Genomic DNA, 22,715 nt, shown 5'->3' with positions numbered 1-22,715 from the left:
ACGCTTGCCTTTGCCACCGGCAATGGCTTCTCGGTGGCGGGTGTGCCGATTGCCGAGGATACGGCGATGGTTGAAGCTGGCGTTGACGTCAAGCTCAGCCGCCGGGCAACACTGGGTCTCACCTATACGGGCCAGTATGGCTCGGGCCTTACGCAAAATGCCGTCGATGCGAAGCTTGGCGTGAAATTCTGATGCGTCTGCAGAATGTGATCTATGGTGTGGTGGCAAGCTTGCTTGCCACCACACCGCTTTATGCCCAGACCGAAGCCAAACCGGTTGCCACCCCCTCCTCCCTTTCCGAAACCTACGAGGATTGGAGCGTAAATTGTGCAGTTCAGGAGAGCGGCACACGTCGTTGTGCCCTGTCCCAGCAACAGATGCACAAGGGCGGGCAGCGCGTATTGACAATAGAGTTCGTGCCTGACGGTGATACGGGATTGAAAGGCAACCTTGCCATGCCCTTTGGCCTTTACCTTGAGAAAGGTGTCACGTTCCGCATCGACGACAATCCGGCAGGAAAACCTTCACGATTCCGGACCTGTATGCCCTCAGGCTGTATTGTTCCACTGACTTTCACCGATGCAACCACCAAAGTCTTGCGTAAGGGAAAAGCCCTGAATCTCGGAGCCTTCGCCAGTGACACCGAAAAGGACGTTACGTTCTCCATATCTCTCAAGGGTTTCGAGCCCGCACTCAACAGAACGATAGAACTTCTGAGGTAACGAACAGATAAACCCTCCCCGCAAAGCTTATCAACTAACTATGCAGATAAGTCAGGACTTCGAGGGTTCCGCGATAGACCATTTCCAAAGCGACATAAAGAATGATCGCAAGGCCAATGTAAGCAATCCAGCGATATCTCTGCAGCAGGCGCGCAATGAAACTTGCGGCCAGCCCCATAAGGGCAATGGACAATATCAGGCCAAACACCAGAACGGCCAGATGCTCGCGTGCAGCGCCCGCTACCGCCAGCACATTGTCCAGTGACATCGACACATCTGCAATGACTATCTGCCACGCTGCCTGAGCAAATGTTTTACGCCCGGTCTTTTCACCTGAGGTGGTATCTTCATCCAGTGTGCCGTCAATATCCACGTCGTCTGCATTGCCATTGTGCAATTCACGCCACATTTTCCAGCACACCCACAGCAGGAGAATGCCGCCGGCAAGAAGAAGACCAATGATCTGCAGCATCTGGCTGGCGACGGTGGCAAAAAGAATCCGCAGTACCGTGGCAGCAATAATCCCGACAAGAATGGCCTTGTTTCGCTGCTCGCGTGGTAAACCGGCAGCCGCCAGACCAATGACCACCGCATTGTCTCCGGCCAGAACCAGATCCATCATAACAACTTGAAAAAGGGTTGAAAGTGCCTCGGGAGTAAGGAGTTCTGTCATACTGCCATGCCTATCGTTTCTGCGCCTGCGGTTTTTCACACTCAGTCATGCGAATCTCGCAAAATTGAGCGATCCTTGAAACGAGGAGAATCCTATCTCATAGAAATAATCAGGGACACCCCTGATCGATTCAGCATGCATTTGACATGACTTTGGTCAGCCTTTTACGGCTCCGGATGTCAGTCCCGCGACGATCTTCCGCTGGAAGATAAGAACGAGAATGAGCAGGGGTAACGTGACAGTCACAGATGCCGCCATAATTTGCCCGAACGGGTACTCATAACGGCTGCTGCCGGTCAGCAAACCGATGGCAACCGGAACCGTTCTGTTCTCATCAGTCAGGATGAATGTCAGCGCAAACAGGAACTCATTCCAGGCAAGAATGAATGCAAGCAGACCGGTGCTTGCAATGGCCGGACCCATTAGCGGCAACAGGACGTGCGTCAATATCCGCATCCGCGAACATCCATCAATCAACGCAGCCTCTTCAAGCTCAACAGGCAGATCGCGAATGAAACTCGTCAGAACCCAGGTCGTAAAGGGCAGGATCAGCAACAGATAGGAAAAGATGAGAGCCGCAGGTCGATTGTAGAATCCGAGCCAGCCAATGACCTCGAACATGCCGGAAAGAACCACCACTTGTGGAAATACTGAAATCATCAGAACGCAGATGAGAATGATCCGGCTGAGCTTGAAATGCAGACGCCCAAGCGCGTAAGCCGCCAAAAGACTGATAACCAGCGATAAAACGCTGCTGGAAATGGCAATGATCGCCGAATTGACGATCGCACCCATGAAGATGGGATTGTTGAACAGGCTGATATAGTTGCTGAAATCAAGCGACGGCACCAGACTGAAACTATAGAGGCTCTCACGGGTTTTTGTGGAGGAAATGATCGCCCAATAATATGGAAACAGCATATAGATGAGAACGAGCGTGACGCCAGCATAAAGACCGATACGCTTGAGGGCCTTCAATCTGCGATATGTTCTATTCGAGTAACGGTCAGATGTTTGGGTCACTATGCCGTGCTCCGGTCAAGCCGCAACAGGCTGACAATCAGGATGGCAATCAGCCCGACAATCAGAAACACCCATGTCGAAGCCGCAGAACCGACGCCAAGATCCTGAAACCCGATAAGCTGGTCACGCGCATAGATCGACATCGTCATGGCTTTTTCGTTATTGGCGGCGATCACATAGCTCAGATCAAACATGCGCAGTGCATCGAGCGTGCGGAAGAGAACGGCGACACCGATTGCAGGGGCCGCCAATGGCAGGGTTATCGACCATAATCGTTTCCAGGCCGGCACGCCGGACACTTCGGCAGCCTCATAGATTTCCTCCGGGATAAGTTGCAATCCGGCAAGAATGAGAAGCACCATAAACGGTGTCGTAACCCAGATATCGATGAAGATGACTGTACCGAGGATGAGAGATGAATCTGCCGTCCAGGCGATACCTTTGTCCAGAAAGCCCAGCCAGATAAGCGCCTTGTTGATCAGGCCGAATTGATCATTGAGCATCCATTCCCAGATCTTGGCCGACACAACCATCGGCATCGCCCAAGGCACCAGAATGGCGGCGCGCACCAGACCACGTCCAGCAAAGGCGCGGTGCAAGAGAAGCGCGATGCCGAACCCGAGCACCGTTTCGAAGCTGACGGATATCAGTGTGAAGATCATGGTATTCGTCACAGCACCCCAGAAAACCGGATCTTCCATGACGGTTATGAAATTTTGCAGACCAACAAAGCTGTACTCAGACGGATTGTCCAGAAAGGCATTGGTGAAGGAAAAATACACATTGCGTACAAGCGGCCAAACCGCGACAGCCGCCAGTGCAACGAGAAGCGGCAGAAGAAAAAGCCATGCTGTCCTCGTTTCCCGATTGCGCATTGGAATGCCCATCCTCAACTTTGCACAGCCACGACGGGACCGCGTGCCGCTTCAACGTCGACACGTATCCCAGCCTCATTGAAGAGATAAAGATCTTTGATCTGCCAACCCAATCCGACGGCTTGCCCCCGCGCATGTCCCGAAAGAGGCTCCGTCGAACGAATTGTCCACACCAGATCATCAGACAAACGAACATAGGCGATGTGTTCGTAGCCTAGGTCTTCCGCTCTTTCAAAGGTGCCACTAATGGATTGAGCTGTTCCGGCTTCGACAATTTCCAACGCTTCCGGTCGCAGCCCGAGTGTCACAGGCTGGGAACTTCCGGTGCCGCTTGTTGCAAAAACAAAGCCCGAGGGCCCATGCAAAAGACCGGAAGACGTATCAGTATGTACGGGTGCAAAGTTCATGCGCGGACTTCCAAGGAAACCGGCAACAAACCGATTTGCGGGGCGGTCATAAAGCTCGCGCGGCGTTCCAACCTGCTCGATACGTCCATGATTGAGAATAACGATCCGGTCGGCCAGTGTCATGGCCTCGGTCTGATCGTGCGTGACATAAATCATCGTGGTGCCGATCTCGGCGTGCAGCTTGGCAATCTCGAACCGCATCTCCATTCGCAAATCGGCGTCAAGATTTGACAGTGGCTCGTCGAATAGGAACAGTTGCGGTTGACTGACAAGAGCCCGCCCGATGGCGACACGCTGGCGTTGCCCACCGGAAAGCTGCTTCGGCCGCCGATCCAGGAGGTGGCCGATCTTCAACATGTCTGCCACTCTCGTCAGGCGCTGGCGGATTTCAGCCTTGGCCATACGCGCAGTTTCGAGGGCAAAGCTGATGTTTCGCGCCACATTCATATGCGGATAGAGCGCATAGGACTGAAAGACGAAGGCGATACCGCGTTTTGACGCGGGAACATCAGTAACCTGCTCACCACCGATAAAGACATCGCCTTTGGAAACAGGCACAAGGCCCGCAATCGCCCGCAACAGGGTCGATTTTCCACAGCCGGAAGGACCAACGAAGACAATAAACTCGCCGTCTTCAATTGTCAGATCGATCGACTGCAAGACATCGAATGCGCCAAAGCTTTTGCTTACTTCCTTCAGAGTGACGGATGCCATTTCACTGTCCCTGGATATTCTTCGGCCACTGTTTGCGATGATTGCCAACCCGCCGGAGAGACAGGCTGGCAATATCTGCGATTCCGAAACTTAGTTGGCCTTCACATCGCGTTTCAGCCGCTTCTCCAGCTGCGCCAGTTCCGCACCAATGTCCCCGGTTCCCGAAATGATATCATGCACCGAGCGGTAGAAAGAACGTGAGACACGATTGTAATCCTTCCCCGTAACCGCCGATGGACGCGCGACAGATTCTTCAAATGCGCTTTTTGCCATTGGGAGGAAAGGAATTTTCGCAAGCACATCCGCATCGCTGTAGAGGGCTTCGACCGTCGGGTTATAGCCGCCCTTTATGGCGCGCATCTTCTGATCTTCCAGACCAACCATATAACGCAAGAGATCAGCGGCCTTTTCCTTCTTCTTCGAATATTTGGAAACGGCAAGATAGGCTGTCCCCAGTGTACCACTGGACTTCTGGCCTTCAGCGCCGACAGGAAGCGCCGACACACCGACCTTGCCTACAAGCTTGCCGCCATCAGCCTGCGACGTACCCCAGACATAGGGCCAGTTTCGATGAAACACCGCATTGCCACTTTCGAAGAGTGCCCGGGAGCTCTCCTCGTCATAGTTGAGGACGCCCTTCGGTGAAATCGTGTCGATCCATCCCCTCGCCCGTGTCAATGCGGCAAGTGTCTGAGGGTTGTTGACCGTAACAACGCCCTTGTCGGAAAGAATTGTTCCGCCACCGCCCGAAGCCATCCATTCAATGGCATCACAGGTAAGCCCTTCATAGCTGCGTCCCTGCCATGAATAACCCCACATATCGGCATTGCCTGCCTTGCGTTCGCTATCCTGAATTTCCTTGGCAGTTGCTGTCAGCTCATCCCAGGTCTTTGGCGCTTGTTTGCCGTATTTTTCCAGAAGATCCTTCCTGTAAAACATCAATCCGGTATCAATGTAAAAAGGCATGGCAAGCAGCTTGCCATCGATGCGCGCCGCCTCGACAGCAGATGCAAAATGCGCCTTTACTTCGGCTTCTGGAACCAGCTTGCTGATATTCTCGAAATGATCTTTCATCATGCCGAGCCAGATGACATCCACATAGAGGAGATCGACATCCGGGGAATTAGACGCAAACAATTGCTGGTAGATCGGAATGGCATCGTCAAGGTTTTGTGGCGTCCGGTTAATCTTGACTTCATTGCCCGATGACTTTGCCCATTTCTGTGCGCCCTCCTCGCAGAGTTCATAATCGGTCGCTGAGCAGAACATGGAGATTGTTTCAGCTTTTGCGGGTAATGCCGCCGCCATTGCCAAAACTGCGAGACCTGCAAGTGCCTTCAATTTATGTTTCATGATCGTTCCCTGCTTTTCTTGTTTATTGAAGCGAATTAGATCGCGGCTCTGCGCCGTCGATATTGGTCGAGATCGGAATGAAAGGGTAAATTGCGACCGCCATAACCGGTGACCGCCAGCGAGCCGCAAATAACCGCGACTTCGAGCGCCGAATAAAAATCCGGTTCATGCAACATCCCATGCACAAAGCCGGCATTGAAACTATCTCCAGCCCCTGTGGTATCGAATACGTCTACAGCCAGAGCAGGAACATGGTAGATCTGCCCGTTTTCCGAAGCGATTGCACCATCGGCACCGCATTTGATGACAACAGTCGGACAATAGTGCGCGAGAATCTTCAGCACGGCGTTGATATCGCTCTCACCCGTCAGCGCCTTCGCCTCGCTCTCATTAGGCAGGAACACATCGATCTGCCGAAGGGCTCCAATCAAACCCGGTGCAGACAAATCCATTTCAATGTGCTGACAATCGGAACAGACCTTGATGCCAAGCCGCCGGGCGGCATCCACGAGTGCGAGACGCTCCGGCGCTAGTGAAAAGCCCTGTAGGAGCAGAATTTGAGGCCGTATACGCTCCAGGTCCGCAGGAAGGGGGCTCGGATCGCGATCTTCGCTGTAGCTGATGAAGCCACGGTCATGGGTGAACGAGAAAGCAGAACTGAGACGACGCCACGGTTTCTGGAAATGTATGAAAAGCCCTTCGTCGATACTCTCACGCCGCGCCTCCTCGATAATCATCTGGCTGAACACATCATTGCCGAATGCACACCACCAGCCTGCCTCTGTGCCGAGCCTCGTCAGGGCAAGGGCTGTCGAAAATGCAGCGCCGGGCACCCATTCAAATTCCTTTGCCCAAAGATCAGCACCAATTTTCGGCACATCAGGCAAACCGCGAAAGATCAGGTCGAAGTAGTATTCGCCGACCACCATCACGTCATAGAGCGATTGAGAGGCCTTTGCGGTCACTTCCACTCTCCTGCGTACTGTGCATGCGCGGCGAGATACTCATTCACGAGCGGTACCGCCCGGGAATAGGATAGGACCAGCGGATGGGCCATCAAGGCTTCTACCGCGACATCGCGACTGCGTTCCCTTATCGCCCGCACCGCAAGACGCTCGTAGCGCTTTACATTCTGAACGAGCTGGAACTGCGCTTCCGGCATTGCCCCCATCTTCAAGGGCCTTATTCCATCCTTTTCGACCACACAGCTAACCTCCACCACATCATCCGCACGCAATCCATCGATAGCGCCCTCATTGCGAACGTTCAGCCCGCTATAGCAAGGTTTTCCTGTTTGCAGGGCATCTATGAGATTGAGCGCTACCCCCGCATAACCTTCCCCCTCCTCGCCATGATCCCCCGCTGCAGGAACGTTGGCCAGATGATCGGCTTCTTCCATGGTTGGCGCATCGTCGAGCGCATAATGCATATAGGTGGCGCTGCGCCGGCGTTCATAGGCGTAATATCGTGCCAGTGCCTCATCCGCACTGGTGTCGAGATTGATCGTACCCAGTGTCGCCATCAGTGCCTTATTGAGGTCCTTGACCTCTTCGCCGCGCGTGCGTTCATCCGAATTCAAGGCCTCCACTGCCTTTTCGGCATAATAGTAATAATAAAGATATTCATTGATCCAGTTGCGCTGATGACGGATCAGTTTTGCATCGAACATGCGCTGCGATGTTGCACTCAAGAAGCTGTCGTCATCGAGAAGCGGCTGCAGCACCTCTTTACCGTTGATTTTGGCGCTGCGTGTGAAGGAAAGATGGTTCAGCCCGGCCACCTCCGCGTGTACATCGTTTTGGGGAACCTTGAACCAACGCGCCAGCGCTTCCTGGGCACCATTTGCACCATCACAGATGCCGATTGTACGATGATAGCCTTCGTCCTGCAGCGCTTGGGCGACCAGACCAGCGGGATTGGTAAAGTTGAAAAGCCATGCATCCGGGCTGACCTTCTTCAATAGTTCCGCATATTTCAAGATCACGGGGATACTGCGCAAAGCCATGGCAAAGCCGCCGGGCCCTGTGGTTTCCTGCCCGAGTACACCATGGGACAAGGCAATGCGCTCATCCTTGATGCGGCCCTCTTCGTCGCCCGGTCGCACCGTCGTCACCACATAGCTTGCGCCTTCAAGTGCCCTCTCGGCATCACTTGTCGTGGAAATCTTGACCGGCGACTGGCTGCGGCGCGCAAGTTCCTGACTGATCCGGCCAAACAGTTCGAGCTTCGTTTCGTTGATATCCTGCAGGCAGATTTCCGTCAGGCCGCTTCTTTCCGCACGCCTTAGCGCTGACCCTACAAACAACGGCGCGCGGACACCGCCACCACCAACCAACGCAAGCTTCATCGATTGCTCCAATGCTCCAACTGTGTTATCGGTACTGGTTATAACCAGTTATGTCAATCAATCGAAACCAACAATCTTCGAACTTGGAATTCCAGGCTTCAGGGCGGCATTCACAGGCAAATTTTCCAGCAGCTTGTATTGAATTGGCGAAGGTGCAATCTGAACGATGGATACCGAAATCCAAGAAAGCAAAGAGTTGAGATGGCCATGACAGCGCCGCCCGGTGGCACCTTGATAGATCGCAATCATCCGGAGCCGCTTTACGTTCAATTGCGCATCATCCTGAAATCCATGATCGATGCCAGGCAACTGCAACTCAATGACAAACTCCCGTCCGAGCGTGAACTCGTTCAGCTATATGGGGTGAGCCGAATTACCGTACGACAGGCGATAAAGGACTTGGAGAATCTCGGGTTTCTTCAGACGCGCGCAGGAAAAGGCATTTACGTCACAGAACCAAAGCCCACATACGAAATCGAAATCGTCCGCAGTTTTACGGAGACCGCTGAAGCAAATAACCGCAAGCCGGGGATGCAATTGCTGACGGGCGCGGTCATTCAGGCCGATCTGGATATTACACGACCGCTTTCTCTGCCCGCCGGCTCGAATGTTGTTTTCATCGAGCGGTTACGCTTTCTGGACGATTTGCCTGTTGTGGTGCAGCGGGACTGGTTTGCCGAAGCGATCGCGCCAGGAATTCTTGATATTGACTGGAACAATGGAAACAGATCGCTCTATGCAGAATTCAACACCCGTTACGGCGTCGTTCCAACGCGGGGTCAATCGACCCTGAGTGCGCGGCTTGCATCCGAACAGGAGGCAAAGCTGTTGCAACTGGATCTCCCAGCGGCTGTCCTTACACTTGATCAAATCGCCTACGACAATGAATATCGACCTGTTAACGTCAGCTCCATGGCATATCACCCCGTGCGTTATCCGTTGTCGCTGACTCAATCCCGGCGACGGATGTGAGACCCTTATCTGCAAAAGCGCGATGGGCGTGTTAGGCTAAAGCTTACGATATTTGCGGATGTAATCGACCAGTGCCCGAAGTTTCAAAGGCTGCCGCTGTCGCTTGGGATAATAGAGGTAAAAACCCTGAAATGGCGGACCAAAGTCTTCCAGCAAGGGCTTCAACTCTCCTCGAGCGATATATGGCTGGAACGTCTCCGCCATGCCGAAGGTGATACCCGCGCCAGCACATGCCATGCGGATCATTACTCCCATATCGTTGGTGGTTATTGCAGGATCAACTGCAACATCAAAATCACGGCCATTCTCCGCAAACTCCCAGCGATAGGGTGCTGTATCAGGGCGCGGCCGCCATCCAATACATGTGTGGGAGGAAAGATCGCGCGGGTGCTCCGGACTGCCACGGCGTGTCAGATATTCGCGAGAAGCAACAGCACACTGCTTCTGTTCCGATGAAACAGGCACTGCAATCATATCCTGCTCGATAACTTCACCGAGCCGGACACCCGCATCAAAACCCGCTTCAACAATGTCGAATTCATCATCAGTGATCGTGATGTCTAATCTTACGTCCGGATAGGCTTCCAGAAATCCAGCGAGGAGTGGGCCTGACAAAAAATTCTCTGCAATGGAGGATGCGGTGATCCTCAACATTCCACTCGGGCGGCTCTGCATCTCGCGTAGGGCCTGCAAGGCGCTGCCGACCTGCGTCACCGAAGGTCGAACTGTCTCGTAAAATATTTCACCCGCTTCAGTCAGGCGAACACTGCGGGTCGTGCGCTGAACCAGAGCCACTCCCACCCTATCTTCGAGACGCTGCAACGCTTGGCTCACCGCGGATCGCGTAACGCCGAGCCTCTCGCCCGCAATACGAAAATTCCGCGCTTCGGCCACTGCGAGAAATACCGAAATACCTTCGAGATCATCGATCATTGGTTATATTTACTAACCAAACTCTTCTGGATTAGCAACTCGATCTCACCAGAGGGGAGCGGTATTTCATATTTATCAGCAACGGGAGACGCGGAGCCACCTCGCTCCCATGATCCCAACCACTGGAGTATAACAATGGTTGCACAGCCTTCCACCAATGCAGCGCTCGGTCTCCTGGTCGCCTTCACAACGATTGGTGCGGTCGTCATGCCCGCATCGGGAGAAACCACGAGCACAGCGCTACCGAGACATCACCAGACAAGCGGGAAGACAATGCCAGAACACCCTTATATTGGACTATGGATCACTGATGACGGCCATGTGCGCCACGAGCTTCTGCCGAATGGACGCTATGACGAAGCACGGGGTGGCCGTGAAAGTGCCTATCAGGGCCGTTATGAAGTATCCGGCAATCACATTGAGTATTGGGACGATACCGGCTTTACCGCCGATGGTGACTTCGTTGATGCCCACACCCTCCAGCATGGCGGCATGATCCTCCACCGCAAATGACGCAAGCCACAACCTCAAGCAATCCAAAACAAGTGGAGTATAAAATGTCGAATATTAAAGGAAAAGTTGTTGCCATAACCGGGGCAAGCAGCGGCATCGGCGAAGCCACCGCAAAGATACTCGCTGCGGCGGGTGCTCATGTCGTCATCGGCGCTCGTCGTGTTGATCGCCTGCAGCAGCTTGCCAGAGAAATCTCCGAAGCTGGCGGGACAGTTCGCACAAGTCGGCTGGATGTTACCGATCAATCAGATGTGCAGGGCTTTGTGGATTTCGCCAAATCGGAGTTTGGCCGGTTGGACGTTATTATCAACAATGCGGGTGTTATGCCCCTCTCCCCACTTGAAGCACTCAAGGTCAATGAATGGGACCAGATGATCGATGTTAACATCAAAGGCGTGCTGTACGGGATAGCGGCCGCTTTACCCCATATGAAAAGGCAAGGCTCTGGCCATGTCATCAACGTCGCTTCCATCGGTGGTCACAGCGTATCTCCAACAGCGGCAGTCTATTGCGCGACCAAATTCGCAGTCCGCGCGATCTCTGATGGGCTGCGACAGGAAACGGATCAATTGCGAGTAACGATCATCTCGCCGGGCACGACGACATCGGAACTTGCCGACAACATCAGCGATCCTTTGGCCCGCGACGCCATGAAAGCCTGGCGCGCAATTACGATCAGCTCCGAGGCCGTTGCTAACGCTATCCTCTATGCGATCAGTCAGCCGGAAGACGTTGATGTAAGTGAAATCATTATCCGGCCAACAGCCAGTCCCCATTGAGTATAAGTAATAATCAGATGGATTGAACCGCCAGATGCGGCTCGATCCATCGATTTTGTTCGGCAAGCTTACCAATAGCGGCATAATAAACGACGATTTCTGTACGGCGCGTCATTTGGAATTGATCTCCTTTGTCGCAAGCAGAGCTTCGGCTCTTGCGGTCAAGGGACACCCTTTGCCTTTCAATATTGCGAGAGCTTCCATGGCATTTCGGCGGCTGGCTGTATTGGCAGCAAATGTACGGATGGATGCCCGAAACTCAAAAACAATATTCACTGTGCCGATGGTGGTGCGCAGATCCACAGCAGACACATCCGTGTAAGGCTGCCGCTTCAGACGGATCACCCTGTATTCCAGATCGCTCTCATGCAATACCAGCAAGGGTGCAATGGACGAACTGGTCCTGGCGATCCAGATTACATATTTCCATCCACCAAAGGCAGCGACCAGAGGCACATTTGTCCCGCCATCCGGTAGCTTCGTGAGACCCTCGCGTTCCACTCGCCGTTGCTTGGCGCGAAACATTGTGATTATGAGCCAGAAAGTCAGACCGACACCACAAGCGACCAGACAAAAAAACACAACAAACAAATAGGGTTGGGCATTCATTTATTCATCCTGCCCTTTCGCACCAAAGATCACGCTCGATACTATGTATCATAAAGCGATTCAGCTTTGGCACTGCAAGTCCTTGGAGTTTGTTTGGGAATGAAATGATTACCAAAAATGAACTGGGATCGAGCAACCGTCAGCAAATCTCAGGTAAATTATGCGCGACTGTCGAATCCCGCAAGGACTGCCTTTGCCGCAGCTGCTGATCTTGAACTTACACTCAGAACACGCAAGAGAGCGGAAACATGGATACTGACGGTATAAGGCGAAATATCGAGTTTCCGGGCAATTTCCTTGTTGGTCTTTCCTTCGGTGATCAAGCGTAAAACCTCGCGTTGCCGCGCCGTCAGGAAAGAGATGTCGGTCCGGCGGCCAGCGGGAGGCGGCATTACTGATGACGACCGCTTGATAACAAACTCACCATCTTCAATGCTGCGTATGGCGGCACTCACTTCGTCAGGCATAACAGCTTTGTTGATAAAGCCATTCGCACCCATGCCCGCAATCCGATCAATTGTGGCCGCATCATCCAGCATTGACAGAATGATGATGGAGGAATGTTTGAATTCCTGCCGCAGCTCTGTGATTGATCTGGTTGGGTCAAGACCGGGAAAAACCCAATCAAGAATAAATGTGCGTGGCGCCGGTCCGGTGCGCGCCAGTGCAAGCATCTCCTCCATGGTTCCCGCTTCCTGTATCTCGGCAAATGGATACAGACGCTGAACAATCCGGCGCAATCCTTCGCGGAACAAGGGATGATCGTCAGCTATGATCGTTCGTTTTTTTTCTGATCGGTCCGTCACATTTATTCCACAAGCAATGAAGCTTCGACCAAGAGCGGGGGATGCCCTTCGTATTGGCTCCGGCGAGCACCTATCTGCGGCGCTATAGCAAACCCAAAACCGGTAAGAATTCAGCTTTCTACGAACGGCGACACCACCGGACGAAGCGCGCGGCTTTTCTACGAACGGCTGATTTTGATCGACGAGCGGTTCTCGACAGAAAGGACGCGTTGGAAGATAAAGACATATGGAACAGGCGAACAGTGCGACATTGCCAAATGGTAGCTATTACAGCGACACCGTACGCCGTGCCACGCTTTGGTTGGGCATTTGCTATTGGGCAACCGAATTTATCATCAGCAGCATCATGTGGGGAATTCTCGGCGTAGATCCAATGGAGGCCGCTCCGGGTAAATTCGTTTTAATGCTGTATGGAATCGGCATGACGCTGGCCATTTCATTCGTTATTTACAAGCTACACAATGTGCATCTGGCAGTTAAAATAGTGACCTGTTTTGCACTGGCTCTGGTTGCGGCGGCAATCGGCGCAGTTGTTGATTTCATTATATATTTGGTGTGTATTCTGCCTCAGGTGGCGGTGTTCAACTGGACCAATTTTGGCTATACACTTGTTTATGGCATGTCCCTTTTTCTGGGATGGTCCTGCCTCTTCGTTGCACTTCTCTACAGCTTTGAGATACGTGAGAATGAACGGCGGCTGGCGGCATCGCGTGAAGAGGCCCTGTCAGCTCAAATGCGTGCTCTGCGCTACCAGGTGAATCCACATTTCCTTTTCAACACGTTGAATTCTATCGCGGGTCTGGTTGAGGAAGGAAACAACGTTGGAGCAGGTCGCATGGTCTTGTCGCTCTCTTCATTTTTACGCACCACTCTCGAACTTGACCCGCTTAACGATGTGAGGCTGGCGGAAGAACTGACATTGCAAACCGGATATCTCAACATCGAAGGGGAACGCTTCTCAGACCGCATGAAAGTGCGTGTCGATGTGGCACAAGAACTGGAGAACGCCCTCGTGCCAAGCCTCATTCTCCAACCACTTATCGAAAATGCCGTCAAGCATGGGGTCAGTGACAAGCCCGGCATGGTCGAGATTCTGATCAGCGCTGGTCGTGTCGGTGAGGTCTTGAACCTTTCGGTGGAAAATGATGTTTCAGAGACCCCAAGGCAGAGCCGTATGCAAGGTATGGGGATCGGATTGAAAAATGTGGCCCATCGCATTGAAACACGCTTTCCGGGCGCGGGTTCGTGCGTCGCAGGATATGTGGCGCCAAGCCGGTTCAGGGCCTCATTGACCATGCCTTTGAGGCTCGCATGAAAGAGCTTTCCGTCCTGATTGTAGATGATGAACCTTTGGCGCGCCGACGACTAATGCGCATGCTGGAGACGATCCAGGGGTTCCGGAAAATAGGTGAGGCTGGCGACGTTCGTCAGGCCTATGAGCGTGCCGTCGAATTATCACCGGATATTATGCTGCTCGATATTCAGATGCCAGGCGGCAGCGGCTTTGATGTGCTTGAACAATTGGGAACAAACGTGCCTGTTGTGATCTTCGTGACAGCGTTTGATCACCATGCCCTTCGGGCTTTTGATGCATGCGCCGTCGACTATGTCACCAAACCCATTGAGCCTTCCCGATTGCATTCCGCTTTGGTCCGTGCCCGCTTGGCTGTCGAAGCACGCAGCAGCGTGGAACATGTCGAAGAGCTGCAGGAAACTATTGCGGCGTTGCGACAAGCTTTGCGTAAGGACGAACCGCGAAATACTGATCTTTGGATCAAGCATCACGGCGATTCCATCCGGCTTCCGCTGGAGAAGATAAACTGGATAGAAGCGGAACGCGATTATGTCCGCATCCACACCAGCGACAGGCATTTTCTTCACCACGAAAGCCTTGCATCCATGGAGAGGCGGCTTGATATCTCCGAGTTTATTCGAATCCACCGGAGCGCAATTGTTCGCCGGAGCTGCATTGCCAAATTGAAACAGGCACCTTTTTCAGCGTTGATTGCAGTTCTGGCCGACGGCAGTGAAATCCGCGTCGGCCGGACTTATTCAAAAACGGTACGTGTATTTACCGGTGCGTGATCATACGATCATGCGGCGTTAAATGCCGGTTCGTTTTTCGCTGGCAATGCCGGGAACGCAAGTGCGATAGCGGCAGCTCCCAGTCCAACCAGTGCCGAGCCAATGAAAAGCCAGGAATAATTGTTGAAGTTGTCGAGTATCCAGCCGCCGATAAGTGGTCCAAATGCCATGCCGATGCTTGAGAGCATCGTCGCAGCGCCGAAGACCGTCCCAATGATACGCGGGCCGAAATATTCCCGGGCAAGTACGGCATAGAGCGGCATCACGCCGCCATAGGCGCTGCCGAAAATCACTGCGAGCGCATAGAATTCACCTAGCTGACTGACAAAGAGATATGCGGCCAGCACAACCGCCTGCACCAGCAGCCCGGCAATCAGGACAGGCTTCACCCCGATCCGGTCGGCCAGTCCGCCATAAAGGAGACGGCCGCCAAGGCCGGCCAATCCCTCCACACTATAGATGCTGACCGCCGCCATCGGCGCGATACCGCAGATAGTGGCATAATTCACCATGTGGAAGATCGGCCCTGAATGGGCAGCGCAGCAAGCAAAGAAAGTAAAGCCGAGCACAAGAAACTGTGGCGACTTGAATACTTTTGACAGTGATGGTGCAGCACTCTGAGCAGACAAAATGGTATCGGAATCGCTGGGCTCGGCCGGTGCCCGGCGGACGAGTAACGCTGCTGGCAAGAGCAGAACCCAGGCTGAAATACCGATAATCAGCATGGCAGTTCGCCAATCATAGGCTGTAATGAGCCAGCGCGCGAACGGCGATATGGTCATTGGCGCAACACCCATGCCGGCAGACACCAGCGAGACGGCAAGGCTTCTATTCGTATCGAACCATGCGGTCGTGGCTGCAATCATTGGTGCAAAAAATGTGCTGGCGGCGAGACCAACGAGAATGCCGTAGATCAGCTGAAACTGGAGAAGCGACCCCGCACGGCTTGCAAGCACAAGCGCCAGCCCCAGAAGTACAGCCCCGATGAGGACAACAATGCGCGGACCAAAGCGATCACTTGCTGCACCCCACAAGAAACCGCCAATTCCCATGACGATGAAATTGAGTGTCATCGCGCTGGAAATACCGACATGCGACCAGCCGGTATCCGATGCGATGGGTTCCTGAAAAATTGCCAGCGAGAACATTGCTCCGAGAGCAACGCATGTCATCAATGCGCCTGAAGCGACGATGACCCAACGATAGGAAGTATTCATGTTCATGTAACTCCTCATTGCGATCAAGAGAAGCGCCATGGATTTGATGGACTATGCGCTCCTTAAAGCCAAGGACGTTTGAACTGACGAGATTTCGACAATGATACTGCAATTTTTTGCAAAGGCAGCAAATATAACATTTGGTTGTTCATAGGTGTCGGCGGAAAGCACCAACCCCAAGCCCGCAAATGCGACCTCGGGGTTGTGTTATGAACACTGCCGTTACTTCAGAAACAATCCAACACCCGGCGCCAATGGTAGACCGACCTCGATCCAAAACACCAGGAAGGCTGTCCATGCAACGAGAAAGCCGACCGAGATCGGCAGTGTCATTGCCGCAAGAGTCCCGATGCCAGCTTCTTTCCGGTAACGCTGCAAAAAGGCGAGACACACGGCAAAATAAGGGCTCATTGGCGAGATCACATTGGTAGCCGAATCCGAGATACGGAAGGCTGCCTGCACCAGTGCCGGCTCCATTCCGACAAGCATCATCATAGGCACGAAGATCGGCGCCATGAGTGACCACTGGGCCGAACCTGACGTAATAAAGATGCTCATGACTGTCGCCAGCAGGATGAAGGCAAGGACAAGCGGCGTGCCGCCAAACCCGCTGGCATCCAGCAAATGCGAGCCGCTGATCGCAATCCACTCGCCAAGATTGGTCCATTTGAACCATGCCAGGAACTGCGAGATAGCAAAGAACAACACCAATGTCGGCGCCAGTTCCTTCACCGCGTCAACCATGAACCCGACACCATCCCGGGCACTTTTGATCTTGCCGACAGCCACGCCATAGATCCAACCAAGCAACAGAAAGAACACCGCAAGGATGGCCACGACACTTTCGATCAATGGCGAAGGTACAAACCCACCCGTTTCATTGCGCAATGGTGATCCCGCAGGCAGGATTGCCGCCAGGATGACCACAGCAAAAGCCAAAGCCGCCCAACCGGCACGTTTCAGGCCTTGCATTTCCAACGCGCCGATTGGTTGAAGATCCAACGCGACATCGCCCGTATATTTACCGGCCATCGGCTCAACAATACGCTCGATGACAAATGTTCCGACAACCGACAGGAGCAATGCAGAACAAGCGATGAAGTAGTAATTATCCAGCGGTGAGACATAGGCCTTCGGGTCAATTGTATGAGCCGCGCTGGTGGTGATGCCGGAAAGGATGACATCCACCGGAGTGATCAACAGGCTGGCATCATAACCGGCACCCACAGCGACATAACCCGTGACCGCGCCGACCAGTGGATTTCGGCCAACCGCCTGAAAGATCATCGCTGAAAGCGGGATCAGGACGATATAGGCAGCATCGGAAGCTACGTGGCTGCACATCCCCACCAGAAAGATGACGAAGGTTGTCAGATGCCTCGGCGCCTTCATGACGCTGACCTGCATCAAGCTGGCGATCAAGCCCGCACGATCAGCAACACCAATAGCCAGCATGATGACAAGGACCACACCAAGCGGTGGAAAGTTGATATAATTTTTGGCTAGTGACGTCAGAGCAAAGACAAGTCCATCGCCTGATATCAGGCTCTGAACGTAGATTTCCTTACCGGTTTTCGGATTAACCCCGGCTGCACCATTGAGTGCCATCAGCCAGGACACGATGGCGACAACCAGACACAGTATCAGAAACAGAATGAAGGGATGGGGAAGCCGGTTTCCGGCGCGTTCAATCACATTAAGCAAACGTTGCATGGACCTGGGTATCCTTAAAACGACACGTTGGAAACAGCTTGACCCGAACTGGCGAGACGGCGCTCGGCGATAGCGAGAAACATTCCCGCAGCAACCGGCAAAATCTCATCGCGATAGTTGTAAAGCGGGTGATGCAGATAGGCACCGTCTTCACCATTGCCGACAAAGAAAAAGCAGCCAGGCACACGCTCCAGATAGAAGGCGAAGTCCTCGGCGCCCATCGTCGGCAATGTATCAATCCGGCCTGCCTTATCAGGACCATAGGTTGCGATCGCCGTGGCAACGGTGAAGTCGGTCTCATCAGCATCATTGACCACAGGCGGAATGCGCATCTGCTGTTCGACCGTTGCAACGGCACCGTGTGCGTCGCAAATCTGTGTCACGACGTGGCGCAACTCCCGGTCGATGAGTTCATAAGCGGCGGGCGAACCATCTCGGGTATTGATTGATAGCTTTACCGCAACCGGAATGATGTTGTGGCTATTGCCGCCGTGGAACTGGGTAACGGTAACAACGCCGGATTCCAACGGTGACAGACGCCGGGAAATGACACTCTGCAGCCCTTGCACCACCGCAGTGCCAACAAAGATCGGATCAACCGCCAGATCCGGCCGTGAGGCATGGCCCCCCTTGCCGGAAATCGTTACATCATACAGCGTGCTACCGCCCATGGCAGGGCCTGTTTTGGCAAACACACGGCCGAGCGGATATCCCGGACGGTTATGGTAGCCGTAAATGGCGTCGACACCTTTCAACGCCCCGGCCTCAATCATGCGAGCGGCGCCAAGGCCACCCTCTTCAGCTGGCTGAAACAGCAGCTTGATTTTACCGCTCAGGCGATCATGCAGTCCGGCAAGTCCGTTGGCTGCCAGCAAAAGCGATGCGGTGTGCCCATCGTGCCCGCAGGCGTGCATCTTTCCCGGATTGCGCGAGGCATAAGCCAGACCAGTCTCTTCAATAATGGGCAATGCATCCATGTCGGCGCGAAATGCAATGGTCGGGCCGGGACGACCCGTATCGAGGATTGCAACCACCCCGGTTTCCGCAAGACCGGTGGAAACATCATAGCCCAACCCGCGCAGACGTGACGCCACCAGCTCAGCAGTTGCGTGTTCTTCGTATTTGAGTTCGGGATTGGCGTGCAAGTGCTGACGTGTCGCTATTGCCTCTGCAATAGCCTCGGTCGAAAAGACGGTCATGGCCCCCTCCTGTTTTCAATCGATAGTTCCCTGCCGGATGCGTGCAGCTCCGGTTTTTTTCGTTGATACCAACAGCATTTTGATGCCACAATCGCTTTAATTCGCATAAATCATTGCCGAAACGGCAAGGCAAAAGGTTCTCATGCAAAGCACTGGACTGCGTTATTTTCTGGAGGTTGCCCGATCGGGATCTATTGCCGACGCGTCGGCTCGCCTGAACGTTGCCGGATCAGCTATCAGCAGGCAAATCGCCAAGCTGGAACGTGAGCTGGGTGTCGAACTGTTCGAGCGCCGGCCAAGAGGAATGGTGCCAAGCGCGGCAGGGGAAGTGCTCGCTGCCCATGCCCGCAGAACAACATTGGACGCAGAACGGGTGATCGCGGATATCCGCGATCTGCAGGGACCGCATCGCGGCTTTGTACGTCTTGCGAGCTATGAGGGTTTTGCAGTCGATATTTTGCCCGAAGCTATGGCCAGATTCCGGCGAGACTATCCAAGCGTGCGTTTTCATCTTTGGGTTGGCAATTCCATCGAGATTGCGCGCCTCATCCATGATGGTGAGGCGGATATTGGCATGACGTTCAACTACGCCCCGCCGCGTGGTGTTAAGATCGAGCAGATCATCCGCCGGCCAATGCATGCACTCATCCCGCGTAATCATCCGCTGGCCGACCACCAGAGCATTACAATGGCCGATACCCTCCCCTATCCTGTCGCTCTGCCTGACAAGGACAGAACGCAACGTCATCTGATTGATACGGCCTTTGCCATGCAGGGGCTCACGATTGATCCCGTGCTATCGACCAATTCCATTTCTGCGCTGCGGCGTTTTGCGGACACTGAAGGTTGCATCCACTTTAGCAGCGCCCTACGCATCCCCGGCAGGATAGCAATTGGAGAATACGTCGCTATCCCCGTTTCAGACGATGTTATGACCGATAGTGTTCTGCAAATTCTGACCATGGAGGGGCGCACATTGCCTGTTGTTGTTCAGGCTTTCCTCAATGACTTACTCGCAGAGATATCAATCGTTCCTGAGGAATGATCCGAAGTGCCTGATCACGTTTCAAGTCATGAACTTTGGCAGCGCCGCCGCCAGTGCATCAACAGCCAGACGGATCTTCAACGGCAAGTGCGGTGTCTGTAACCACAGCGCGTAGACATCGTAAGGAAATTCCGGCTCATCCGGCAGGAGTTGGACAAGTGCGCCCGCTTGAATACGTTCGCGAACGAGCCAATATGGAAGCCAGGCAAGCCCCATTCCGGTGGTCGCGGCGTCAGCGATTGCGTCGAGGTCATCGAGCCTTAACCGGCCAACTGGCATGATCTCTACAGGAGGTTGATCCTTTTGGGGAAATAGCCAGGGCCGAACACGTCCGGACCGGTGGTAAATGATGGTTTGATGCCTGCTGAGTTCATCTATCTGCCGCGGCTCGCCCTGCCGCTCAATATAGGAGGGTGACGCACAGACGACCATACGTTGACGTGCAACGCGGCGGGCAATCACACCGGCCTTATCCTCCAGATCGCCGGTTCGAATGGCAAGGTCATAGTCATCGTCCGCAAGATCGGCAAAACGATCATTCAACGACAGATCAAGTTCCAGCGATGGATATTGTTGCACGAGCTCAAGCAAAACAGGGGCAACGCAGCACCGCCCGAAGTGCACAGGCATGGTGACACGCAGCTTCCCGTGGGGCTGAGACAGTTGATCGGCTGCAAGTGCATCTGCTGCCTCGGCTTCGGCCAGAATCACCCGGCAGCGCTCATAATAGGCGCGCCCGAAATCTGTAAGACTTTGGCGACGCGTGGTGCGATTGATGAGACGTACGCCAAGCCGCTCTTCAAGAAATCTTATATGTTTGCCCACCATCGGGCCAGAGAGTTCAAGCGCGTCAGCGGCAGCCGCAAATGATCCCAGATCAATGGCTTTGACGAAGACAGCCATGCTTGTAAGGCGATCCATATTCAAAACTCCTGGTTTCTACTGTTCTTCCTCTCGTCCTATTTATCCACTCTATAGCCACTGGCATAGCTTATTCAGTTCAATTGTTTTGGAGTTATAGCTATGGCGCGCGTTGTTCGCTTTCACGAGCATGGTGGTCCCGAAGTCCTGCGTATCGAAGATATCAATGTTCCGAAGCCCGACCGGGGGGAGGTTCGCATCCATGTCAAGGCGCTGGGTCTCAACCGGGCCGAAGCACTCTTGCGTTCCGGGAATTATATCGAAACACCTGCCTTCCCGTCCGGACTTGGTCTCGAAGCGGCTGGTATCGTCGAAACGGTCGGCGAAGGCGTACGGAATCTCGTGCCTGGCGACGCGGTCAGCATCGTGCCACCAGTATCGATGGTCCGCTGGCCAGCCTACGGCGAACTTGTCACATTTCCTGCTGCGTTTGTCGTCAAGCACCCACCGTCCCTTAGCTGGGAAGCTGCCGCAGCCATATGGATGCAATATCTCACGGCTTACGGCGCCCTGATAGACATCGCCAAACTGCACCGGGACGATTTTGTTGTCATTACAGCTGCATCAAGCAGTGTCGGCCTTGCGGCAATCCAGATCGCCAACATGGTTGGTGCCACCCCGATCGCAGTCACGCGGACATCCGGTAAGAAGAACGCCTTGCTCAGCCATGGCGCTGCGCATGTTATCGCGTCAGCTGAAGAAGATCTGGAAACAAGGCTGAAGGACATTACCGGCCCGGATGGGGTGCGGGTCGTACTCGATCCGATCGGTGGCCCAATATTCGAGCCTCTCACTGCCGCGATGTCGCGCGGTGGCATTCTCATTGAATATGGCGGCTTGAGCCCTGATCCGACGCCTTTTCCGCTGTTTGCCGTGCTAAGCAAGGTGCTGACGCTTCGTGGCTATCTGGTTCATGAGGTTATTAGCGACCCTGCACGGTTGGAAGCCGCCAAGGCGTTCATCCTTGATGGGCTGATGTCGGGGGCGCTCAAACCTGTAATCGCCAAAACATTTACTTTCGACCAAATTGTCGAGGCGCATCGGTTTCTCGAGTCGAACGAGCAATTCGGCAAGATTGTCGTGACAGTTTGAACGGCTACGCTTTATGCCGATTCAATCGCTATTTTGCGAGTACCGAAACACGATCCTGCGCTTCAGCAAACCCGTTCAGTGATACGTTGAGGACGACTGGCTTATTATCGGCACTTGCAACCGCGTTTACTTTCAGGACTTTGCCTTTTCTTATTCCGGCCAATTTTTCAGCACTGAAAGACAGAGGAACGACACATCCAACAGGAAAACATGTTCTGAACGGCATAGTTGTATCTGGCTTACCCTCATCCACCTGCAATGTTGCACCCGAAGCCAGCGCGAGACCGAAAGGCAATACAAGATTGCCAGTAACGCTTTTGGCATCATTCGTCGTCAATTCGATACTCAGAATGACCTGACCATTTTGCTGGGTTTGTTGCTGTGAGAACGAACAACTTTTTCCAGCCTGCTGCTGAACACAGGAAACCCGCCAATCCTGATACGTCTCTTGGATGGAAGAAGCTCCGCCAGGAAGCGTTGAGGGCGCTGGTGCTTGAGCAAAGCTCTGGGTAGACATGAGGAATGGGATTACAAATACGAAACCGAAACGCCACATCATACTGTTACCACCTGACCCCATTTGCTGAATGCTCATTACTGTCTTGATTATAGCCATGGCCCGAAACAATGCCATCCCGGAATCGCTCATACTATAGTCGCCCACCATCCCAAAAAAGAGCCGGACCAAATGGCCCGGCTAAGTTGTGAAGGCCAAAG

The 22,715-nt window shown here is 53.7% G+C and carries 25 protein-coding genes; 9 read left to right on the top strand and 16 right to left on the bottom strand.

Going from position 1 to position 22,715, the window contains the following annotated elements; translation table 11 throughout:
• Both BLU05_RS23885 and BLU05_RS23880 read left to right on the top strand, forming a co-directional pair.
• Positions 1 to 192 (top strand): autotransporter outer membrane beta-barrel domain-containing protein (locus BLU05_RS23885; RefSeq protein ID WP_139210514.1); only part of this gene is annotated, 192 nt, incomplete at its 5' end.
• Positions 192 to 722, top strand: coding sequence for an invasion associated locus B family protein (locus BLU05_RS23880; protein ID WP_091885861.1), 531 nt, complete (start codon positions 192 to 194; stop codon positions 720 to 722). The genes BLU05_RS23885 and BLU05_RS23880, both read left to right, overlap by 1 nt.
• A gap of 34 nt (positions 723 to 756) precedes the next feature.
• Here the strand turns inward: BLU05_RS23880 and BLU05_RS23875 are convergent, their stop codons facing one another.
• The 8 genes from BLU05_RS23875 to BLU05_RS26340 all read right to left on the bottom strand — a co-directional run bounded on the left by BLU05_RS23875 (position 757) and on the right by BLU05_RS26340 (position 8,363).
• On the bottom strand, positions 757 to 1,395 hold the full coding sequence (locus BLU05_RS23875; protein WP_091885858.1) for a TerC family protein: 639 nt from the start codon (positions 1,393 to 1,395) through the stop codon (positions 757 to 759).
• 156 nt (positions 1,396 to 1,551) lie between these two features.
• The gene (locus BLU05_RS23870) at positions 1,552 to 2,421 is read right to left on the bottom strand and encodes a carbohydrate ABC transporter permease (RefSeq protein WP_091885856.1); all 870 of its coding nucleotides are present in this window, start codon (positions 2,419 to 2,421) and stop codon (positions 1,552 to 1,554) included.
• Positions 2,418 to 3,293: a carbohydrate ABC transporter permease gene (locus tag BLU05_RS23865; protein WP_162700261.1), complete on the bottom strand. Its 876-nt coding sequence runs from the start codon at positions 3,291 to 3,293 to the stop codon at positions 2,418 to 2,420. Before BLU05_RS23865 ends, BLU05_RS23870 begins: the two co-directional genes overlap by 4 nt.
• A gap of 14 nt (positions 3,294 to 3,307) precedes the next feature.
• The gene (locus BLU05_RS23860; RefSeq protein WP_091885851.1) at positions 3,308 to 4,414 is read right to left on the bottom strand and encodes an ABC transporter ATP-binding protein; all 1,107 of its coding nucleotides are present in this window, start codon (positions 4,412 to 4,414) and stop codon (positions 3,308 to 3,310) included.
• A gap of 90 nt (positions 4,415 to 4,504) precedes the next feature.
• Complete coding sequence (locus BLU05_RS23855) at positions 4,505 to 5,767, bottom strand: ABC transporter substrate-binding protein (protein ID WP_091885848.1); 1,263 nt, start codon at positions 5,765 to 5,767, stop codon at positions 4,505 to 4,507.
• 35 nt (positions 5,768 to 5,802) lie between these two features.
• Complete coding sequence (locus BLU05_RS23850; RefSeq protein WP_091885899.1) at positions 5,803 to 6,696, bottom strand: PfkB family carbohydrate kinase; 894 nt, start codon at positions 6,694 to 6,696, stop codon at positions 5,803 to 5,805.
• 32 nt (positions 6,697 to 6,728) lie between these two features.
• A complete protein-coding gene (locus tag BLU05_RS23845; RefSeq protein ID WP_091885846.1) occupies positions 6,729 to 8,114 on the bottom strand; it encodes a family 4 glycosyl hydrolase in 1,386 nt (461 codons plus the stop codon).
• Between the two features lie 57 nt (positions 8,115 to 8,171).
• On the bottom strand, positions 8,172 to 8,363 hold the full coding sequence (locus tag BLU05_RS26340; protein ID WP_175540725.1) for a hypothetical protein: 192 nt from the start codon (positions 8,361 to 8,363) through the stop codon (positions 8,172 to 8,174).
• On the opposite strand from BLU05_RS26340, the gene BLU05_RS23840 reads away from it, so the two are divergent.
• Entirely contained in the window at positions 8,316 to 9,086 is a 771-nt protein-coding gene (locus BLU05_RS23840) for a GntR family transcriptional regulator (protein ID WP_091885843.1), read from the top strand. The genes BLU05_RS26340 and BLU05_RS23840 overlap by 48 nt on opposite strands.
• Positions 9,087 to 9,122: 36 nt before the next feature.
• On the opposite strand, the gene BLU05_RS23835 is transcribed toward BLU05_RS23840, so the two are convergent.
• Positions 9,123 to 10,019, bottom strand: coding sequence for a LysR family transcriptional regulator (locus tag BLU05_RS23835; RefSeq protein ID WP_091885840.1), 897 nt, complete (start codon positions 10,017 to 10,019; stop codon positions 9,123 to 9,125).
• Positions 10,020 to 10,154: 135 nt separating this feature from the next.
• Between BLU05_RS23835 and BLU05_RS23830 the strand changes: the two genes are divergently transcribed.
• Both BLU05_RS23830 and BLU05_RS23825 read left to right on the top strand, forming a co-directional pair.
• The gene (locus tag BLU05_RS23830) at positions 10,155 to 10,532 is read left to right on the top strand and encodes an Atu4866 domain-containing protein (RefSeq protein WP_175540736.1); all 378 of its coding nucleotides are present in this window, start codon (positions 10,155 to 10,157) and stop codon (positions 10,530 to 10,532) included.
• Positions 10,533 to 10,576: 44 nt separating this feature from the next.
• A complete protein-coding gene (locus BLU05_RS23825; protein ID WP_091885837.1) occupies positions 10,577 to 11,311 on the top strand; it encodes an SDR family oxidoreductase in 735 nt (244 codons plus the stop codon).
• A 111-nt stretch (positions 11,312 to 11,422) separates the two neighbouring features.
• Here BLU05_RS23825 and BLU05_RS23820 read toward each other — a convergent pair whose 3' ends face one another.
• Positions 11,423 to 11,920 (bottom strand): hypothetical protein, encoded by a 498-nt coding sequence (locus BLU05_RS23820; RefSeq protein WP_091885835.1) that lies wholly within the window; start codon positions 11,918 to 11,920, stop codon positions 11,423 to 11,425.
• Between the two features lie 158 nt (positions 11,921 to 12,078).
• Entirely contained in the window at positions 12,079 to 12,726 is a 648-nt protein-coding gene (locus BLU05_RS23815) for a response regulator transcription factor (protein WP_348271773.1), read from the bottom strand.
• A gap of 226 nt (positions 12,727 to 12,952) precedes the next feature.
• Between BLU05_RS23815 and BLU05_RS23810 the strand changes: the two genes are divergently transcribed.
• Both BLU05_RS23810 and BLU05_RS23805 read left to right on the top strand, forming a co-directional pair.
• Positions 12,953 to 14,041 (top strand): sensor histidine kinase, encoded by a 1,089-nt coding sequence (locus BLU05_RS23810; protein ID WP_091885829.1) that lies wholly within the window; start codon positions 12,953 to 12,955, stop codon positions 14,039 to 14,041.
• Positions 14,038 to 14,811, top strand: a complete 774-nt coding sequence (locus BLU05_RS23805; protein WP_091885826.1) for a LytR/AlgR family response regulator transcription factor — start codon at positions 14,038 to 14,040, stop codon at positions 14,809 to 14,811. Before BLU05_RS23810 ends, BLU05_RS23805 begins: the two co-directional genes overlap by 4 nt.
• 8 nt (positions 14,812 to 14,819) lie before the next feature.
• Here BLU05_RS23805 and BLU05_RS23800 read toward each other — a convergent pair whose 3' ends face one another.
• From BLU05_RS23800 to BLU05_RS23790, 3 genes are all read right to left on the bottom strand, one after another.
• Positions 14,820 to 16,028 (bottom strand): MFS transporter, encoded by a 1,209-nt coding sequence (locus BLU05_RS23800; RefSeq protein WP_091885893.1) that lies wholly within the window; start codon positions 16,026 to 16,028, stop codon positions 14,820 to 14,822.
• Between the two features lie 222 nt (positions 16,029 to 16,250).
• Positions 16,251 to 17,741 carry an AbgT family transporter gene (locus BLU05_RS23795; RefSeq protein ID WP_091885823.1) on the bottom strand — a complete coding sequence of 497 codons (1,491 nt, stop codon included), beginning with the start codon at positions 17,739 to 17,741 and terminating at the stop codon, positions 16,251 to 16,253.
• Between the two features lie 14 nt (positions 17,742 to 17,755).
• Complete coding sequence (locus BLU05_RS23790) at positions 17,756 to 18,940, bottom strand: M20 metallopeptidase family protein (RefSeq protein WP_091885819.1); 1,185 nt, start codon at positions 18,938 to 18,940, stop codon at positions 17,756 to 17,758.
• 142 nt (positions 18,941 to 19,082) lie between these two features.
• Here BLU05_RS23790 and BLU05_RS23785 point away from each other — a divergent pair, with 142 nt between their 5' ends.
• Entirely contained in the window at positions 19,083 to 19,985 is a 903-nt protein-coding gene (locus BLU05_RS23785; RefSeq protein ID WP_091885816.1) for a LysR family transcriptional regulator, read from the top strand.
• A 21-nt stretch (positions 19,986 to 20,006) separates the two neighbouring features.
• Here the strand turns inward: BLU05_RS23785 and BLU05_RS23780 are convergent, their stop codons facing one another.
• Positions 20,007 to 20,906 (bottom strand): LysR family transcriptional regulator, encoded by a 900-nt coding sequence (locus tag BLU05_RS23780; RefSeq protein ID WP_091885812.1) that lies wholly within the window; start codon positions 20,904 to 20,906, stop codon positions 20,007 to 20,009.
• A gap of 102 nt (positions 20,907 to 21,008) precedes the next feature.
• On the opposite strand from BLU05_RS23780, the gene BLU05_RS23775 reads away from it, so the two are divergent.
• Positions 21,009 to 21,998 carry a zinc-dependent alcohol dehydrogenase family protein gene (locus BLU05_RS23775; RefSeq protein WP_091885810.1) on the top strand — a complete coding sequence of 330 codons (990 nt, stop codon included), beginning with the start codon at positions 21,009 to 21,011 and terminating at the stop codon, positions 21,996 to 21,998.
• 28 nt (positions 21,999 to 22,026) lie between these two features.
• Here BLU05_RS23775 and BLU05_RS23770 read toward each other — a convergent pair whose 3' ends face one another.
• Positions 22,027 to 22,647, bottom strand: a complete 621-nt coding sequence (locus BLU05_RS23770; protein WP_175540735.1) for an invasion associated locus B family protein — start codon at positions 22,645 to 22,647, stop codon at positions 22,027 to 22,029.
• Positions 22,648 to 22,715 lie beyond the last annotated feature (68 nt).

Origin of the sequence: Phyllobacterium sp. OV277 (assembly GCF_900104355.1) — a bacterium.
Classification (GTDB): domain Bacteria; phylum Pseudomonadota; class Alphaproteobacteria; order Rhizobiales; family Rhizobiaceae; genus Phyllobacterium.
The sequence above is the reverse complement of the archived record's forward strand: the minus strand, read 5'-3'. Positions and strand labels throughout refer to the sequence as shown.

Excerpts from the sequence above, each read along its gene's own strand:
- BLU05_RS23880 (WP_091885861.1), top strand. The coding sequence starts at position 192 with ATGCGTCTGCAGAATGTGATCTATGGTGTGGTGGCAAGCTTGCTTGCC.
- BLU05_RS23875 (WP_091885858.1), bottom strand. The coding sequence starts at position 1,395 with ATGACAGAACTCCTTACTCCCGAGGCACTTTCAACCCTTTTTCAAGTT.
- BLU05_RS23865 (WP_162700261.1), bottom strand. The coding sequence starts at position 3,293 with ATGCGCAATCGGGAAACGAGGACAGCATGGCTTTTTCTTCTGCCGCTT.
- BLU05_RS23860 (WP_091885851.1), bottom strand. The coding sequence starts at position 4,414 with ATGGCATCCGTCACTCTGAAGGAAGTAAGCAAAAGCTTTGGCGCATTC.
- BLU05_RS23855 (WP_091885848.1), bottom strand. The coding sequence starts at position 5,767 with ATGAAACATAAATTGAAGGCACTTGCAGGTCTCGCAGTTTTGGCAATG.
- BLU05_RS23850 (WP_091885899.1), bottom strand. The coding sequence starts at position 6,696 with ATGGTGGTCGGCGAATACTACTTCGACCTGATCTTTCGCGGTTTGCCT.
- BLU05_RS23845 (WP_091885846.1), bottom strand. The coding sequence starts at position 8,114 with ATGAAGCTTGCGTTGGTTGGTGGTGGCGGTGTCCGCGCGCCGTTGTTT.
- BLU05_RS23840 (WP_091885843.1), top strand. The coding sequence starts at position 8,316 with ATGGCCATGACAGCGCCGCCCGGTGGCACCTTGATAGATCGCAATCAT.
- BLU05_RS26340 (WP_175540725.1), bottom strand. The coding sequence starts at position 8,363 with ATGATTGCGATCTATCAAGGTGCCACCGGGCGGCGCTGTCATGGCCAT.
- BLU05_RS23835 (WP_091885840.1), bottom strand. The coding sequence starts at position 10,019 with ATGATCGATGATCTCGAAGGTATTTCGGTATTTCTCGCAGTGGCCGAA.
- BLU05_RS23830 (WP_175540736.1), top strand. The coding sequence starts at position 10,155 with ATGGTTGCACAGCCTTCCACCAATGCAGCGCTCGGTCTCCTGGTCGCC.
- BLU05_RS23825 (WP_091885837.1), top strand. The coding sequence starts at position 10,577 with ATGTCGAATATTAAAGGAAAAGTTGTTGCCATAACCGGGGCAAGCAGC.
- BLU05_RS23820 (WP_091885835.1), bottom strand. The coding sequence starts at position 11,920 with ATGAATGCCCAACCCTATTTGTTTGTTGTGTTTTTTTGTCTGGTCGCT.
- BLU05_RS23810 (WP_091885829.1), top strand. The coding sequence starts at position 12,953 with ATGGAACAGGCGAACAGTGCGACATTGCCAAATGGTAGCTATTACAGC.
- BLU05_RS23805 (WP_091885826.1), top strand. The coding sequence starts at position 14,038 with ATGAAAGAGCTTTCCGTCCTGATTGTAGATGATGAACCTTTGGCGCGC.
- BLU05_RS23800 (WP_091885893.1), bottom strand. The coding sequence starts at position 16,028 with ATGAATACTTCCTATCGTTGGGTCATCGTCGCTTCAGGCGCATTGATG.
- BLU05_RS23795 (WP_091885823.1), bottom strand. The coding sequence starts at position 17,741 with ATGCAACGTTTGCTTAATGTGATTGAACGCGCCGGAAACCGGCTTCCC.
- BLU05_RS23790 (WP_091885819.1), bottom strand. The coding sequence starts at position 18,940 with ATGACCGTCTTTTCGACCGAGGCTATTGCAGAGGCAATAGCGACACGT.
- BLU05_RS23785 (WP_091885816.1), top strand. The coding sequence starts at position 19,083 with ATGCAAAGCACTGGACTGCGTTATTTTCTGGAGGTTGCCCGATCGGGA.
- BLU05_RS23780 (WP_091885812.1), bottom strand. The coding sequence starts at position 20,906 with ATGGATCGCCTTACAAGCATGGCTGTCTTCGTCAAAGCCATTGATCTG.
- BLU05_RS23775 (WP_091885810.1), top strand. The coding sequence starts at position 21,009 with ATGGCGCGCGTTGTTCGCTTTCACGAGCATGGTGGTCCCGAAGTCCTG.
- BLU05_RS23770 (WP_175540735.1), bottom strand. The coding sequence starts at position 22,647 with ATGAGCGATTCCGGGATGGCATTGTTTCGGGCCATGGCTATAATCAAG.